This is a genomic window from Teichococcus oryzae, from assembly GCF_008386565.1.
Lineage (GTDB): Bacteria > Pseudomonadota > Alphaproteobacteria > Acetobacterales > Acetobacteraceae > Pseudoroseomonas > Pseudoroseomonas oryzae.
In genome coordinates this window covers 1-15,192 of sequence record NZ_VUKA01000035.1, presented here as the reverse complement: position 1 = coordinate 15,192, position 15,192 = coordinate 1, and the positions used below count along the sequence as shown (strand labels likewise).

At 61.5% G+C, this 15,192-nt stretch carries 10 protein-coding genes and 1 pseudogene; 2 read left to right on the top strand and 9 right to left on the bottom strand.

Features of this window, described 5'->3' with window-relative positions; all coding sequences use genetic code 11:
• Positions 1-2 precede the first annotated feature (2 nt).
• The 8 genes and pseudogenes from F0Q34_RS20695 to F0Q34_RS20660 form a co-directional block, all read right to left on the bottom strand.
• Positions 3-822, bottom strand: a pseudogene (locus tag F0Q34_RS20695) (IS5 family transposase).
• A gap of 39 nt (positions 823-861) precedes the next feature.
• Positions 862-1,206, bottom strand: coding sequence for a hypothetical protein (locus tag F0Q34_RS20690; RefSeq protein WP_149814277.1), 345 nt, complete (start codon positions 1,204-1,206; stop codon positions 862-864).
• A gap of 271 nt (positions 1,207-1,477) precedes the next feature.
• Complete coding sequence (locus F0Q34_RS20685) at positions 1,478-5,506, bottom strand: Calx-beta domain-containing protein (protein ID WP_149814276.1); 4,029 nt, start codon at positions 5,504-5,506, stop codon at positions 1,478-1,480.
• Between the two features lie 79 nt (positions 5,507-5,585).
• On the bottom strand, positions 5,586-7,409 hold the full coding sequence (gene glmS, locus F0Q34_RS20680; protein WP_149814275.1) for a glutamine--fructose-6-phosphate transaminase (isomerizing): 1,824 nt from the start codon (positions 7,407-7,409) through the stop codon (positions 5,586-5,588).
• Positions 7,409-8,788, bottom strand: coding sequence for a bifunctional UDP-N-acetylglucosamine diphosphorylase/glucosamine-1-phosphate N-acetyltransferase GlmU (gene glmU / locus F0Q34_RS20675; RefSeq protein ID WP_149814274.1), 1,380 nt, complete (start codon positions 8,786-8,788; stop codon positions 7,409-7,411). The genes glmS and glmU overlap by 1 nt, the downstream gene beginning before the upstream one ends.
• The gene (gene glmM / locus F0Q34_RS20670; protein WP_149814273.1) at positions 8,785-10,236 is read right to left on the bottom strand and encodes a phosphoglucosamine mutase; all 1,452 of its coding nucleotides are present in this window, start codon (positions 10,234-10,236) and stop codon (positions 8,785-8,787) included. Before glmM ends, glmU begins: the two co-directional genes overlap by 4 nt.
• Positions 10,237-10,353: 117 nt before the next feature.
• A complete protein-coding gene (locus tag F0Q34_RS20665) occupies positions 10,354-11,790 on the bottom strand; it encodes a glycosyltransferase family 2 protein (RefSeq protein ID WP_149814272.1) in 1,437 nt (478 codons plus the stop codon).
• A 5-nt stretch (positions 11,791-11,795) separates the two neighbouring features.
• Positions 11,796-13,583, bottom strand: a complete 1,788-nt coding sequence (locus F0Q34_RS20660) for an HlyD family efflux transporter periplasmic adaptor subunit (protein ID WP_149814271.1) — start codon at positions 13,581-13,583, stop codon at positions 11,796-11,798.
• A 262-nt stretch (positions 13,584-13,845) separates the two neighbouring features.
• On the opposite strand from F0Q34_RS20660, the gene F0Q34_RS20655 reads away from it, so the two are divergent.
• Positions 13,846-14,580: a glycoside hydrolase family 16 protein gene (locus tag F0Q34_RS20655; RefSeq protein ID WP_149814270.1), complete on the top strand. Its 735-nt coding sequence runs from the start codon at positions 13,846-13,848 to the stop codon at positions 14,578-14,580.
• Between the two features lie 39 nt (positions 14,581-14,619).
• On the top strand, positions 14,620-14,781 hold the full coding sequence (locus F0Q34_RS20650; protein WP_149814269.1) for a transposase: 162 nt from the start codon (positions 14,620-14,622) through the stop codon (positions 14,779-14,781).
• Between the two features lie 38 nt (positions 14,782-14,819).
• Here the strand turns inward: F0Q34_RS20650 and F0Q34_RS20645 are convergent, their stop codons facing one another.
• Complete coding sequence (locus tag F0Q34_RS20645) at positions 14,820-15,086, bottom strand: hypothetical protein (RefSeq protein WP_149814268.1); 267 nt, start codon at positions 15,084-15,086, stop codon at positions 14,820-14,822.
• Positions 15,087-15,192 lie beyond the last annotated feature (106 nt).

Sequence of the window (15,192 nt, the reverse complement as noted above, 5' to 3'; positions counted from 1 at the left end):
CTCTATTCCGTCGGGCCATAGGAGGTCTCCTTCGCCTCTACTATGCCCCGCCAAACACAGAAATTCCGACACTCCCGGTGCAGGCCCACCAGCGTTTCGGGCAGCCGCTCGCAACCGTGTGCCAGGCGCCGGAAACGGGCGAACCAGCCGAAGGAACGCTCGACGACCCACCTCCTGGGCAGGAGCACGAAGCCGCGCTTGGCCTCGGATTATTTGGCCACTTCAAGGGTGATGCCGTGGTCGGCCGCAGCCTGGCGGGCCGCTCGCCGGTATAGCCCTGATCGACATCAGCCAGACCCACGCTCTCGCCGGTCGCGTCCTGGACGGCTTCGGCCAGGATGGAGACAGCCGAGCGATCATCGGCATTGGCGGGAGTGACGTGCGGCGCCAGAAGGTGGCCGAGCGTATCGACGGCCAGGTGCAATTTGGAGTCTCTGACGCGTTTGTGGCCGTCCCAGACTGCTCTGCCACCACTTTCAGGCGTTGAGCGCAGGGCGCGGCTGTCCAACACGGCGGCTGAGGGTTCCTCCGTGCGACCTTGGGCCAGCCGCAGCACCGCCCTGAGATTCTGGGTCAGCATCTCGAAGCAGCCTACCCGCAACCAGCGCCGCATTTGGTCGTAGACTGCGTGACAGGGCGAGGGGTCATTCGGCATTGCCCACCAAGTCATGCCGTAGCGCACCAGATATCGCAGGCCGTTGAATACCTCCCACAGCGGGTGTTCGCGCTGCCCAGCATCCTGGGCAGCAGCGTCAGCTAAGGCACGACCAGCGCCCATTCCTCATCAGACACATCGGACGGATACGGCTTGCGAGAGAACATTCACCCCAAACGATGGCACCCGCAGGCCCGCAACAACCTCTAATGGTCCTCAATAAGATTGATAATGTCAGATGCTAAACTACAAATAATCTGGTGTTCTTCAGATCTAGCTTCACCGCCAATTCCCCATTGGGTCAACGAGATCGCTACGCGGGCCTTCATTCGAAGGCCCGCTACTGTGAGAGAAGAATATTTCATAATGTTATCGACAAGATTTTGATAAACTGGAAAGCCGGCTTCTAACTGCGCCAAGAGGGCGTTCTCTGCCTGCGTATCTCCATGAGCACTTGCAGCGATTACCAACCCCATCAATCGATCCTGCTCCTCTTCCAGAACAAAGAAGCGGGAGCATGCAGCGATGAGATCAGCGTCAGATTTTGTCATCAGGACAGACCTTCCGCCTAATTTTAAGCGAAGGGGTGCAGTGCCTGCAGATGCTACCGACTCCTCCTTCAAGCGTATCTTCGTCAAGCTCCACCACGAGCCACGGCGGGATGGAGACAGAGACGCCCGGCGGGAAAATCTTCCAGTGGTGCGGCACTTGGCAAACCGCCACCTCAACCTCCAAGCCAAGAGCCAACATTGGAGAATCCTTGTGTCGAGCGCCTCGCCTGTCCCATTCAGGACAGGCGGCCACTACCTAAACGCTTCAAATTTACCCGAGGCCGAGGATCATATCTGCTGTCAGGATGTGCTTACCCAGGATCTCGATCTGGAAGTCTCGGGTGTTATCCGCATCCGTACCTGCGATCAGGTAAGTGTTATCCCCATACTGATAGGACCAAAGTTCCCCGGCTTTGGCAGCGAAAAAGTTCTTGGTAATGCCATGATATGTAAACTGCTGCATCCCTTCGAGGTCAGCATTGGCGTCGAAGGAGGTAAGGTCAATCCGGTCACCGGCACCCCAGTCGGCAATGACATCGCGCTCGTAGCTGCTCGCGCCAGATTCGACAGCACTGCTGAAGACAAAGCGGTCGGCTCCAGATCCACCCTCCAGCCGGTCCTTGCCCAAGCCACCCTCCAGAATATCATCCCCCGCCAAGCCTCGCAGGATATCGTTCCCTGCCAAACTCCGAAGAATGTCGTTCCCGGCACTGCCGATAAGAACATCCTGCGCTGCACTTCCACTCAACCGAACATTGGAAAGCCCGACCAGATCACCGGCCGTCAAGTCGTGGAGGCCCGTGAGCGCGATCTGGAAGTCCGCTTGGCGATCGCCGTCGGTATCGCCTACCAGGTAGGTGTTGCCATCCCAATGATAGTACTTGACCTCGCCCTGACCGATCGCACGATCAGCGCTCCCGCGGCCGAGGAAGGTGAAATCCTGATCACCAGGAAGAGCCGCATTGGCGTCGAGCAAGCTGAGGTCAATCTTGTCCCCTTCGACGCTGGAAAAATCCGCGATGATGTCGCGCTCGTCGCCTGGTCGTGAGTGCGCCGCGTCCGAGAGGATGAAGCGATCGGCCCCAGACCCACCCTCAAGCCGGTCCCTGCCCAGGCCACCTTCCAGAATATCATCCCCTTCCAAGCCTCGCAGAATATCGTTCCCGGCACCGCCGGAGAGGCGGTCGTCGCCCGCTGCCCCATAGAGCGTGTCCGCTCCACCCAGACCATTGATAATATCCGCGCCATCCGTCCCGTTGAGGGTGTCGGCGGCGGCAGTCCCGTTGATCAGGTTCGGGGTGCTGGACGTGTCATTGTCGGTGATCGTGCCAAGTCCGATTCCATTGGCGATCGTTGCTCCTGCTGGGTCCGTCAGATTGAAATTGAAGCTCTCCGTTACCTCCACCACCGTATCATTGATGGTTGCGATCGTGACCGTCTTGGAGGTCTCGCCAGCCGCAAAAGTCAGGATGCCTGAGGCGGCGGTGTAGTCAGAGCCGGAAAGAGCCGTTCCATTCGCTGTCGTGTAGCCCACGGTCACCGGCCCAGCGGCCGCGGCGGACAGGGTGATCGTGAACGTTGCCTGCTCGCCCTCCGTCACCGTAGCGTTTGAAACGCTCAGTGCTGGGAGGGGGGCTTGGTCGTCATTGACGATGGTGCCGACCGCCGATGTCTTCTCCCCAAGCGTGGCGCCCGAGGGAGCACTCAGGGTCACGTTGAAGGTTTCATCCGGCTCGACCGTGGTATCCTCGGTGGTCTGTACCGTTATGGTCTTGGACGTTTCGCCGGCCGTGAAGGTCAGGGTGCCGGTCCGTGCCGTGAAGTCGCTGGCCGCGGCTGTGCCGTTTGAGGTGGCGTAGTTCACCGTGACCGGACCCATCGCCGCCGATGACAGAGTGACGTTGAAGGTCGCAACATCGCCTTCATCGACTGTGGCATCGGAGATCGTCACGCTCGGAACGGGAGGTGGCGGCGGTTCATCGGACGCGCTGATGAACAACGTCGCGCCGTCACGATAGAACGAAGCGCCGCCATCATAGAAGGTTCCGTTCGGCCCCATCGTTGGGGTCTCAAGCCCATCGGGACGGAATATGATCCCCACGATCCCGCCGGCCGCCTTGGCGGCCTGCACGGTGCCGGCATTGAGCGTGATGTCGACCCAGGCCCGATCCTGTGGCCCGCTGGTGGTGAAATTGACCGTGCCGGCTTCCGTCCCCGCATTCCAATCCGCCATCGTCACCTGGCCGTCGCCGGTATAGACATAAGCTTTCAGTTGTTCCGGACTGTCCCACACATGCTCCATCTGCACCCGCAGGACTGCGGCGGTGACCGTGCCGCTGACGGAGGACAGGTTGAATTCAAGCGCGCCGCGATGTTCCTCATCCATGCCGTCGTAATCACGCTGCATGGTGGTCAGAACAGAGGTCAGGTTGTCCACGCTGTCCGGCCCGGTGCCGTTGGCGGTGTTGTCCAGGATCCTGCCCGTGGAAACCGGTGCAAAGGTCAGGTCGCCGGGAGGGGGCGGATTGTCCGCGTCGCTGGCGTTGATGGTGGCCGTGCCGCTTGCCTTTCCGATGGTTCCACCCACCGCGTCCGACAATTCGAGCCTGAATGTCTCGGCCCCTTCCTTGTCGGGGTCATCATTGATGGCCACGACCACCGAGGTCGTGGTCTGGCCGGCATTGAATGTGATCTTGCCGGACTTGCCGATGTAATCCGCGCCGCTCACCGCCGTGCCGTTCTCGGTGGCATAGTTGAGGGTCACCGTTTGCCCTGCCGCCGGCGCCTGGGACAGGGAGATGGTGAAGACGGCATTGCCGCCTTCGTTCACCGTCACGTCGTTGATGGAAATCGTCGGATCAACGGGGGTGCCGCTGTCATTGTCGGTGATGGTGCCCGTGGCGACCGCATCGCCAAGCGTCATCCCGACCGGGTTGATGAGGGTCATGGTGACCGTTTCATCGTCCTCGACGAGGATATCCTCTTTTGTCTGCAGGGTGATCGTCTTGCTGGTCTCGCCCGCCGCAAAATCCAACGTGCCGGCCGAGGAGATCCAGTCCGCCACATTGGGGCTGAGGGATGAGAAATACTCCACCGATGTGGGGCCTGCCGCAGGCGCGCTCAAGGTCACGGTGAAGGTCATCAGGCCGCCTTCGGTCACGCTGGTGTCGGCGATGCTGACCGATGGCTGCGGGGCGGGAGCGTCATTGTCGGTGATGCGCCCGACTGCGCCATCCTTGAATAGAATCGCGCCCATCGGATCGGAGAGCGTTACCGAAAAGGCTTCCGTATCGCGAGGATCGTCCACCGTGTCATCAATGGTGGCAACCGACAGCGTCACGCTGGTTTGCCCGGCCGGAATGGTTATGGTACCGGATTTGTCCTCGTAGTCCTGACCCGCTGTCGCAGAGTCTGGCACGATGACGTATTTGACGGTCACGTCCGTGTTGGTGGCGTGGTTGAGAGAGATGGTGAAAACCGCCTGCCCCCCCTCCACGACGGTGGGCGCGTCGGCAATCGAGATCGCTGGGAGATCGGTGTCGGCGTCGTTGTCGACGATGGTTCCTGTCGCCTCGCCATCCGCGATCGTCGCGCCTTCGGGATTGCTCAGGGTGACGCCAAAAGATTTATTCGGGTTCTGGACAATGTTGTGACCTGTCGGAACTTCGATCGTTTGCGTCGTTTCACCCACCGCGAAATTCAGTGTGCCGGAAGTCGGTCCGATGTCGCCTGCTGCCGTATCGCCAGGAGTGGTCGCGTATTGGACCGTGACAGGCTCAGTCGCTGCCTTCGAAAGGGTAACGGTGAAGGTCGCAGTATCACCTTCGGCAACAGACACATCGCCGATCGAGATGGTCGGCTGATCGGTTGGTTCTCCGCCAGTGGTGGTCTCGCTGACTATGTTCCAGTCGCTGTCGAAGACGCGGGTGGTGACCGTATCTCCGTCGGTGGTGACGGTGGTGGCGCCCGTCATCACATAGCCTGCATCGAAATCCATAGTCGTGACGACGTTGGGCGTCGTCTCGACGATCTTCGCGGAGGTCAGTTGCCAATCGGCGTTGAAGTTGTTGGTCGTGACCCGGATGCCATTGGTGATGGCTTCGGTAATGACCGACTTCGCCGAGATCAGCTGCTCACTGGCGTTGTATTCCTCGGTAGTAACGGTGCCGCCATTGGTGGTAACGACGCTTGCTCCTGTGAAAGTCCAGTCAGAAAGAAACTGGTTGGTCCGCACGACATTGCCATCAATGGTAACGACGGTCCATGTTCCGTCCGGGTTCTGTGTGACGATCGGGTCCACGTTGAAACCTCCCTGATTGAATTTTATGCTGGCTGTGGAAACTCGGCCGGTGAAGCTTCAGGGGTGCGGCGGGTGACGATCACTCTACCGTCACGCTTTTCGCCAAGTTGCGCGGCTGGTCCACATCGGTGCCTTTCAACACCGCAACGTGGTAGGCCAGGAGCTGCACCGGGATCGCATAGAGGATGGGCGCTGAAATCTCGCTGACCTTCGGCAACTCGATCACCCGCTCGGCGAAGCGCGACAGCCGCTCAACGCCATCGGCGTCCGTTAGAGCCATGATGCGGCCACCGCGAGCTGCCGCCTCCTGCAGGTTGCTGGCGGTCTTTTCGAAAAGCGGTCCGCTGGGGCAGAGTGCGATCACCGGAACGCTGCTGTCGATCAGCGCGATCGGACCATGTTTCATCTCGCCGGCGGCATAGCCCTCAGCGTGGATGTAGCTGATCTCCTTGAGCTTCAGCGCCCCCTCGAGAGCGATGGGATAAAGGCTCCCGCGGCCAAGAAACAGTACGTCCCGTGCCTTGGCGACCTCGGCTGCCAGCTCATGGATCTGCTCGTTCTTCTCCAGCACAAGAGCGGCGTTTCCGGGTACCTCCAGCAGGGCCTGGGTCAGCCGCCCCTCGTCAAGCGTGGAAAGCTCCCGCCGCGCCCGACCGAAGCCGATAGCAAGGCAGGCCATGACCGCAAGCTGCGCGGTGAAGGCTTTGGTGGAAGCAACGCCGATCTCCGGCCCCGCGGCCGTCAGCACCGCCCCGTCGCTTTCCCGCGCCATCGAGCTTTCGGGCACGTTGACAACGGAAAGCACCTTCTGCCCGCCTTCCTTCAGTAGGCGCAGCGCCGCCATGGTGTCCGCCGTTTCGCCGGACTGGCTGACGAGGATGGCGCCGCCCTCTTCCATCAGCGGAGGGTTGCGGTAGCGGAGCTCACTGGCGACATCCGCGTCCACCGGAAGACGGGCCAGTTGCTCGATCCAGTAGCGGCCAACCGAGCCGGCGAGGAAGGCGCTGCCGCAGGCGGAGATGGTGAGCCGCGGCACACGCGCCGGATCGAAGGGCAGGCGGGGCAGACGCACTTCCAACGTCTTCGGGTCCAGATACTGCCGCAGCGTGTCGCCCAGCACCGCCGGATGCTCGTGCAGTTCCTTTTCCATAAAGTGGCGGTAATTGCCCTTGCCGGTGGCTGCGCCGGAAACGGCGGTGACCACCACTTCGCGCTCCACGGGCCGGTGCCGTGCATCGAAGAATTGCGCGCCCTCAACGTCCAGCGCCGCCCAGTCGCCTTCCTCGAGATAGGCGATGCGGCGGGTGAGCGGCGCCAGCGCGAGCGCATCCGAACCCACGAACATTTCGCCCTCGCCAAAGCCAATGGCCAGTGGCGCACCCTGGCGGGCACACATCAACAGCTTCGGATGGCCCGAGAAGATGGCAGCGAGCGCGAAGGCGCCGTTCACGCGCTTCAGCGCCGCGGCAAAAGCCTCGCGCGGTGGCAGGCCACCGGAGAGGAGATGATCCACGAGGCGGACAAAGGTTTCGGTATCGGTTTCCGTCTCGAAGACCGCGCCTTTCGCCTCGAGTTCAGCGCGCAGTTCGGCATGATTCTCGATGATGCCGTTGTGCACCACGCTGACTTGGCTTGTGGAATGCGGATGTGCGTTGCTTTCGGTCGGTGCTCCATGCGTTGCCCAGCGGGTATGGCCGATGCCGATGGTTCCATCCAGCGGCTTGCGGTCCAGCACGGCGGCGAGGTTGGCGAGCTTCCCCTCCGCACGGCGGCGGTCGATATGGCCATTTACCAGCGTGGCGATGCCGGCGCTGTCATAGCCACGGTACTCCAGCCGCCGCAGCGCCTCCAGCAACAGCGGTGCCGCATCCGCCTTTCCAATCACGCCCACAATGCCGCACATTAGATGGCTTCCTTTATCCCGACCGACCGTTGCAGGCTTGGGGGATCCGTTAGATCCTGGCTGGCAGGCCGCTTTCCCTTGAAGCCACGACCTGGCTTGTTGACTTGATGGCCACGTGCAATGGCCAGCGCATCCTCCGACACGTCCTCGGTGATGACACTTCCCGCCGCGAGCAGGGCTCGGTCGCCAATCCGCACCGGGGCCACCAGGGCTGTGTTGCTGCCGACAAAGACACCGGCGCCGATCACGGTCTGGTGTTTGTTCATACCGTCATAGTTGCAAGTGATGGTCCCGGCGCCGATATTTGCCCGCGCGCCGACCGTCGCGTCGCCCAGGTAGCTCAGGTGATTGGCCTTGGCGCCCTCGCCCAGCATTGCCGCCTTCAGTTCGACGAAGTTGCCGACATGCGCATTGCGGCCGACTTCTGTGCCTGGCCGCAGCCGTGCGAAAGGACCGATGATAGCGCTACTTCGCACCGTACAGCCTTCCAGATGACTAAAGGCGCGGATTTCGGCACCACTTTCTACCACGACCCCTGGCCCGAAGACTACGTTGGGGCCGATCGTCACGTCTTGTCCAAGCCTCGTGTCCCAGGAAAGGAACACAGTCTCAGGCGCAGTCATCGTCGCACCGCTCGCCATCGCAGCCGCGCGCATCCGCGCCTGCATTCCGGCTTCGAGTTGCGCCAGCTCGGCGCGACTGTTGGCGCCGGCGAGCTCGGCTTCCGCTGCCTCCTCCGCCACCACGCGCTTCCCCTCCGCGACGGCTAGGGCGACAATGTCGGTGAGGTAGTATTCGCCCTTGGCGTTGTCGTTGGTGACGTCGCCGAGCCAGCGGAACAGGTCGGCGGCCGGCGCGCAGACCACCCCTGCATTGCAGAGGCCTATGGTCCGCTCCGTAGCGGTGGCATCCGCCCATTCCACGATGCGTGAGACATCGCCGGAGGAATCCTGCACGATCCGGCCATAGCGCCCTGGATCGGCCGGCCGCATGCCTAGCAGGGCCAGCCCCGCCTCGACACGCCTGCCGATCAGGCGGCGGATAGTCGGCACGGTGATCAGGGGGTTATCGGCATAAAGCACTGCAACATCGCCCGGGAAATCGCGCAACAGCCGCTCCGCTTGACGTGCCGCATGGCCGGTCCCGAGGCGCTCCACCTGCATCACCGTCACGTGTGGCGTTACGGCTCTTTCCAGCGCTGGCATGTCCGGTCCGACTACCACCACGATCCGCTCGAAGACCTGTTCGCAGGCGGTGAGCAGGTGGTTGACCATCGGCTTTCCGGCGAGCGGATGGAGGGCCTTTGGCAGCGCGCTCCGCATGCGGGTGCCAAGGCCGGCGGCAAGGATGATGGCAGCCGTGCGGGGGACGGGGATCATGCCGCGGTCACCAGCTGGCCGGTAGCATCCGACGCTCCCTTCTGGCGACCCTTCTTTCCATCAGTCACGGCGCCGGCCTCTGCGGCAGCGCAGGCCCGGATCCGCGCAGCAAGGCCCTCAACCGTTTCTACTACCAGAGCCTCATCCTCCGCTTCCGCCATCACGCGGATCAGCGGCTCCGTTCCACTTGCGCGGATCAGCACCCGGCCGCTACGGCCGAGCCGCGCCTCGGCCGCAACGATAGCCTCCTGCACCTGCACATGGGCGATCGGAGAAGCGGCGCCGTCAGGGACACGCACATTCACCAGACGTTGCGGCAGTGGCTGGAAGCAACGGCAAACCTCGCTCGCCAGCCGCTTTTCCTCCACCAGCACGGCGAGCACCTGCAACGTGCCAATCAGCCCATCACCAGTGGTCGCGAAGTCGCTCATGATCAGGTGCCCGGACTGCTCCCCGCCGAGATTGCAGCCGATTTCGCGCATTCGTTCCGCGACATAGCGGTCGCCGACCTTTGTTCGCTCGAGCCGGAGCCCTAGGTCCTGAAGGTGCCGCTCCAGCCCCAGATTGGACATGACGGTGGCCACCACGGTATCCCCCTGCAGCCGCCCCTGCCGCTTCCATGATCCCGCGACCACCGCCAGGATTTGGTCACCATCCACGATCCGTCCCTGTTCATCACACAGCACCAGACGGTCCGCATCGCCATCGAGCGCAATGCCGAGATCCGCGCGCCGCTCCTTTACAAGTTCGGCGAGGCGCGCCGGGGCGGTGCTGCCGCATTCCTTATTAATGTTGAAGCCATCTGGAGCATCCCCGACGCTCACCACGTCTGCGCCTAGTTCCCAAAGTACTGTGGGCGCGACATGGTAAGCAGCGCCGTTCGCGCAATCCACCACGATACGCAATCCCTCAAGGCTGCGGCCTTTCGGGAAGCTTGCCTTTGCCGCCTCCATGTAGCGGCCTGGTGCATCCTTCAGCCGGCTGGCGCGACCGAGCGTGGCGGGCCCCGCCAGACCTTGCGACAGGTCGGCAGCCATCAATGCCTCGATCCCCGCCTCCTGCGCGTCTGACAGCTTCAGCCCGTCAGGTCCGAAGAGCTTGATGCCGTTATCCTCGAACGGATTGTGGGACGCCGAAATCATCACGCCGAGATCGGCGCGCAGGCTGCGCGTCAGCAGGGCGATGGCGGGCGTCGGCAGTGGACCGACGAGCACAACGTCCATGCCCGCACCGATGAAGCCCGCGGTCAACGCTGGTTCCAACATATAGCCTGAGAGGCGCGTGTCCTTGCCAATCACCACGCGATGGCGGTGCTCGCCACGGCTGAAATAACGCCCGGCCGCTTGGCCAAGCCGCAGCGCTGTTGCCGCATCCATCGGGTCGCGGTTGGCGATGCCGCGGATACCGTCGGTCCCGAAGAGGCGCCGCTCGATCTTTGCTATGGACATGAGCCTGTTCTTCCTTCGTCTGACCTAGCTTAAAGGCGTGCCTAGACTTGTCTGCGAGAGGATCCCCCGCATTGATGCCTCTTGGTTGCGGCCAAATGCATGTTGCTGAATGGGCTGCTACGACCAGCGCATCCTGGTTCCCCGGGCCTCATCGATCCCTGCAATCACCCATGCGCTGTTCACCAGGATGCTCTGGTAAAGATCAAGAATTGGGATCAGCGGCGCCAAGGACACATCGTCGTCCTGCTCGAGGATGTAGATCATCGCTGTCATGATGTTGAGAAGCGCGACGGAGCCGATCCAGCCGATGACGAAGCCCATGGCCTCACCAAGGATCAGCGAGGTTGCGATCGCTCCCCAGAAGAAAAAGTTCAGCAGTGGGACGAGGTAGATATCCAGTGGATAAAGTACCGTCATCACAACGGGCAGAAGCATTGGTTTTTTTTCCGCTTTGACGAGCTTACGCAGTGTCCGCAGATAGATCCCGTAGACCTGCCAGGTTCCGCGCATCCACCGGTAGCGCTGGCTCATCAACGTGGCGATATCGTCTGGACACTTCGTGTAGGCGTAGGCGCGCGGCTCGTAGACAATGCGTCCGCCAAGAGCGAGGGCAGAGAGCGACAGTTGGAAGTCCTCAGCAAAAGTTTCCCCCGAGAGCGGTCCACGGACCGCCCCTGGTCCCTGGTGCGCTGTCGCGGTCGGCCCCGTATCTGGGATCTGGGCAATACGTTCCATGATTTCACGCCTGTAGAGGCCGATGGGGCCAGGCACCACGGTCACTACGCCCAGCGCGCTCAGGGCCATGCGCATGCCACCGTTGCCGAGGAGGTATTCAGCGGCCTGCAGGCGTGTCAGGAAGTTGTGGCGGTTCCGGATGGTCACTTGGCCGCAGACGGCGACCACGCCCGGCTCAAGAATCCTGGGCACCATCACCCGGAGGGCATCCCCTGCGAGGCCTGAATCGGCATCCACGCAAAGGAGCAGATCACCTTTCGCCTTGTGGTAGGCGAAGTTCAGGCTGCTCCACTTGCCGCCATTTGGCTTCGTGTAGACGCGGAGGATGCAGTTGGCGTACTGCCCCGCCATTGGAAACGCCTTCACGAAGGTATCGTCGGTCGAGCCGTCATCGACAAAAATGACCTCGTAGTTCGGGTAGTCGAGACCGACCAGCGATTTGAGGGCGCCAATCACTGTTTCGGATTCATTGAAGGCCGGAACGAGGATCGAGACGAACGGTGCGTCGATGAGATCCCGGGACGGGTTGCGGCGAAGCCGGTCATGCTCGTAGAAGGCCAGTGCCTGCACGGTGATCCAGCGGAGCAGGATCAGTGCTCCGATGACGATCAGGGCGCAGCCCCAGGCAATCGCCAGAGGCCCCCGGTTCGCGAGACCGCTTTCCTGGGAGAAGAGGGTTTCTTGAATGGTCCAAGGCAGCGTGAAGCTGAGGACGAGACCGTAGAGAAAAGTGGTGACCGCCAGGAAGTTGACGATCCAGCGGGGATAGCTCCGTGGCTTCGCCCGGAACTCTCCAACGGGTGCGATTGCTTGGGCCATCGGTGTTAAGCTGCTGCCGTGAGGGCAGAGGTGTTGCGGACCTGGTCAAGCACCGCGATCAGTGCCGGGTCGTAGCTGCGGCGGCTCCAATCGCGGAGCGCCTTCTCGAACTCGTCGTCGAAGACGATTGCCTCCCGGAGCGCGCTGAGCGCGGGCTCGCCCATGCGCTCCGCCAAGCGGATCACGGTCCGGACAAAGTCTGGATCCTCATCGGGTTTGCCCTGGCGAAGCAGGCTGTGGAAGCGCTGAGCGGTTTCGTGCAGCCGGGCTCCCAGAGCCTCATCCTCGAGCTGCGCGACGGATGGCAGGTTGTTTGCGGCACGACGACGTAGGCCGCTGGCGAACATGCCGACGCAGCCTACCGCGGCAAGGATCAGGCTGCCTCGGAAGGGGTAGCTCGCCATCAGGTCAGGGCGCCAGAGGAGATGAGCCTGCACTGGGTTTCCCGCGCTGGCGAGGAGCGTGATCGCCTCCAGCGGGAGTTTGACGTCGAAAACCGCGATGACGCGGTTCTTCTCATATGGCGCTTCCTCAAAGGTACGGAATTCACCTTCAAAGAACTTGTTCAGGATCGGCTGCTCAAGGGCGAACTGAACCTTGCCGGCGGCCTTGATCCCGTTGATGTCCTGGCTTGGCACCCAGATCCGTGCCACGAAGCCGCTGCCTGCGGAGAGAGCGAGGACAGGCGTGTTCTCGGGAGCAAAGCCGGGAGCGGGATGGCGATAAACCACCTCCCCTGCGAAGGGAGCCTTCACCTGCGTGACAGCCAACATGCTAGCACGCTCTGCCCGTAGGGCTTCGAGTTCGTGCTCGGCGGCCTCGCGCTCCCGCGCGGTTTCCATTGCAGCACGTCGCCGATCCTCGGCGACAGCCTTTTGGTTGGCGCCCAGCAGTTCCACCAACTTGGCCGCAATCTGCTGCTTTGCGGCTAGGTCGCTGTCGAGCTTTATGAGCTGGTTCGCGAGGGAATCCAAGGCGCGCCCATAGCTTTCATCCAACGCACGGCGGTAGTCGGCGAGTGACCTGAGATTGGCCTGCGCCCGGTTGCGGGCGAGGTTCTGCGTCAGGTGATTGCTGGCCTTTTCCTCCACAGCCACCACGGTGCCGATACCACCACGATTTCGCAGGTCCACCGCACGGTTCAGGGCGCTCTGTGCGATCTCGATCTGCTGGAGGGCCGTTGCCAGGGCCTCTCTCTCCGCTGCGACCTGAAGATCGTTCTGGCTCCGCTTCTCTGCATACTGCGTCGCCGCGTCGAGATGGGCACGCTCTGTTTCACGCCGCGATTTCTGGAGGTCGAGCGCCATCACCTGCATTTGATCAATCTGCTGGCGAAGTTGGGCCTGCTGCTGCAGTAGCAAGGCATCCACGGGCAACGCCCTTAGGTTGAAATATCCAATTTTGGCTTGTGCTTGCTTGATGTGGCTGTCGATCACCGCCAGCTGCTCTTCAAGCGAGGGAGGAAGAAAAATGGCGAGGCTGTCGCCCTTGTCGACGCGGCCCTCTGAAACCAGTCTTTCAACCGTCACGTTGCGCTTGGCGTGGATTACGAAAAGATCCTGCCCACCGACAATTCCGTTTCGGCTGCTGTATTCGTTATAAGCCCAGTTTCCGGCAACACCGAATATGCCGAGGACCAGCGCAAAGAAGCTCAGCCGCGTGAACGGATTTGGCTGCGACCTGTTGCGGCGGAACCAGACAGCCAAACTATAGGATGCACAGAAGACACCGAAGCCGATGAGGCCGCTGACCACGGCAATGCGCAGCACATCGCTTGCTTCGATCCCGTTCATTAATGAGACTTTCCTTATAATTTCGCTGCTCGACGCCTAGTCTCCTTAACTGTTACGAAATAATAACTAAAATAGGTTTCCGTTAATAATCTACACAAACCCGTTACCGCTGCATCGCAACATAACGGTCTCCCCTGGCCACCGCTGCCGCATAGGGGAATAGGTGCTCCGCTTTGCCGCCTCTGATAATGCTCAAGTACACAGGGAGCGGAGATGGCCCGCCAAGCCACTGTAATGAGGAGAGCACAATGCGAGGTGTGCCATGAAATGGGGACAAGCCCTTCCGCTGACCGTGGCTTTGGTCATGTCCGCTCCCGCGCAGCCTTCGCAGCCCGAAGATCCTGTTTCTGGGGGTTGGGTTGATCACTTCGATCTCCTTGATAATGACCGCTGGTGCATCAGCAGCAGTTCATATGTCCCGTTTTGGGCCAAGGATGGGCTGAGCGGCAGTTGGAACCCGGCAGCCGTGTCCGTCGAGAGCGGGCATCTCGTCCTGAGAACAACGGTGCAGAATTACAAAGTCGCTGCGGCAGAGACCTATACCTGCCAAAGTTTCGGGTTTGGTACTTATGAAGCCTTGGTGCTGATACCCGCGCTGAATGGGATGATCAGCGCGATGATGTCCTATGTGGACGGCTCGCAGACGGAGATCGATTTCGAGTTCGAAGGGCGTGATGTCAATGCTTTGCACGCTGTGACCTGGACATCTCCGGACACCAAGCAGCACAGCCTACATGTTCATGCCACCGCCTTCCCAGGTGTCTGGACCAGCCTCCGATATGAATGGGGCCCGACAGGAGTTGAGTTTTTCGTCAATGATGTGCTGGTGGCGCAGCATCGTGATGTTGTGCCATCCGCCGCCGCACGGGTGGTATTTAATGTTTGGCCGACCAACAATCCCGAATGGGGCGGTCCCTCAACCGATGGTGCTGCGGTGATGCGGGTGGATTGGGTCAGGTTCACGCCTCTAGGCAGCGTGGGCAAAGCTGATCCCTAGAGGTTGTCGCGGGCCTGCGGGTGGCATCGTTTGGGGTGAATGTCCTCTCGCAAGCCGTACCCGTCCGATGCCTCTGATGAGGAATGGGCGCCGGTCGTGCCTTACCTGACGCTGCTGCCCGAGGATGTCAGACAGCACGAACACCCGCTGCGGGAGACGTTCAACGGTATGTGGTATCTGGTGCGCTACGGCGTGGCCTAGCGGGCAATGCCGAACGACCTCCCGCCCTGGCACGCGGTCTACGGCCAAGTGCGACCAGTCTTCGACGACCTGCCCGGTGCGAAGCACAGCAGCAGCACGCTGGCCATCAGGAAGCCAAGGACGGTGATCAGGTCACGAATGGCCATGTTGATAATAGCGAAGGCGACCCAGAGAGGATTGCCATGCACATGCGGCGGACAGCGAAAGATCACCGCACGCCAGTTCGGCAACAAGTAGCTACTGCTGCGAAAGGGGCGGCCGAGATGCTTCCAGAAATCCCAGTTGTCGATCAGCTTCTGCGGCAAGGCTCGGCATGATCCCGAGAATCACGCCACGGGAGTGTCGGAATTTCTGTGTTTGGCGGGGCATAGTAGAGGCGAAGGAGACCTCCTATGGCCCGACGGAATAGAG

Coding starts and splice junctions, on each gene's coding strand:
- F0Q34_RS20655 (WP_149814270.1), top strand. CDS start 13,846: ATGAAATGGGGACAAGCCCTTCCGCTGACCGTGGCTTTGGTCATGTCC.
- glmM (WP_149814273.1), bottom strand. CDS start 10,236: ATGTCCATAGCAAAGATCGAGCGGCGCCTCTTCGGGACCGACGGTATC.
- F0Q34_RS20690 (WP_149814277.1), bottom strand. CDS start 1,206: ATGACAAAATCTGACGCTGATCTCATCGCTGCATGCTCCCGCTTCTTT.
- glmU (WP_149814274.1), bottom strand. CDS start 8,788: ATGATCCCCGTCCCCCGCACGGCTGCCATCATCCTTGCCGCCGGCCTT.
- F0Q34_RS20660 (WP_149814271.1), bottom strand. CDS start 13,583: ATGAACGGGATCGAAGCAAGCGATGTGCTGCGCATTGCCGTGGTCAGC.
- F0Q34_RS20665 (WP_149814272.1), bottom strand. CDS start 11,790: ATGGCCCAAGCAATCGCACCCGTTGGAGAGTTCCGGGCGAAGCCACGG.
- F0Q34_RS20650 (WP_149814269.1), top strand. CDS start 14,620: ATGTCCTCTCGCAAGCCGTACCCGTCCGATGCCTCTGATGAGGAATGG.
- glmS (WP_149814275.1), bottom strand. CDS start 7,409: ATGTGCGGCATTGTGGGCGTGATTGGAAAGGCGGATGCGGCACCGCTG.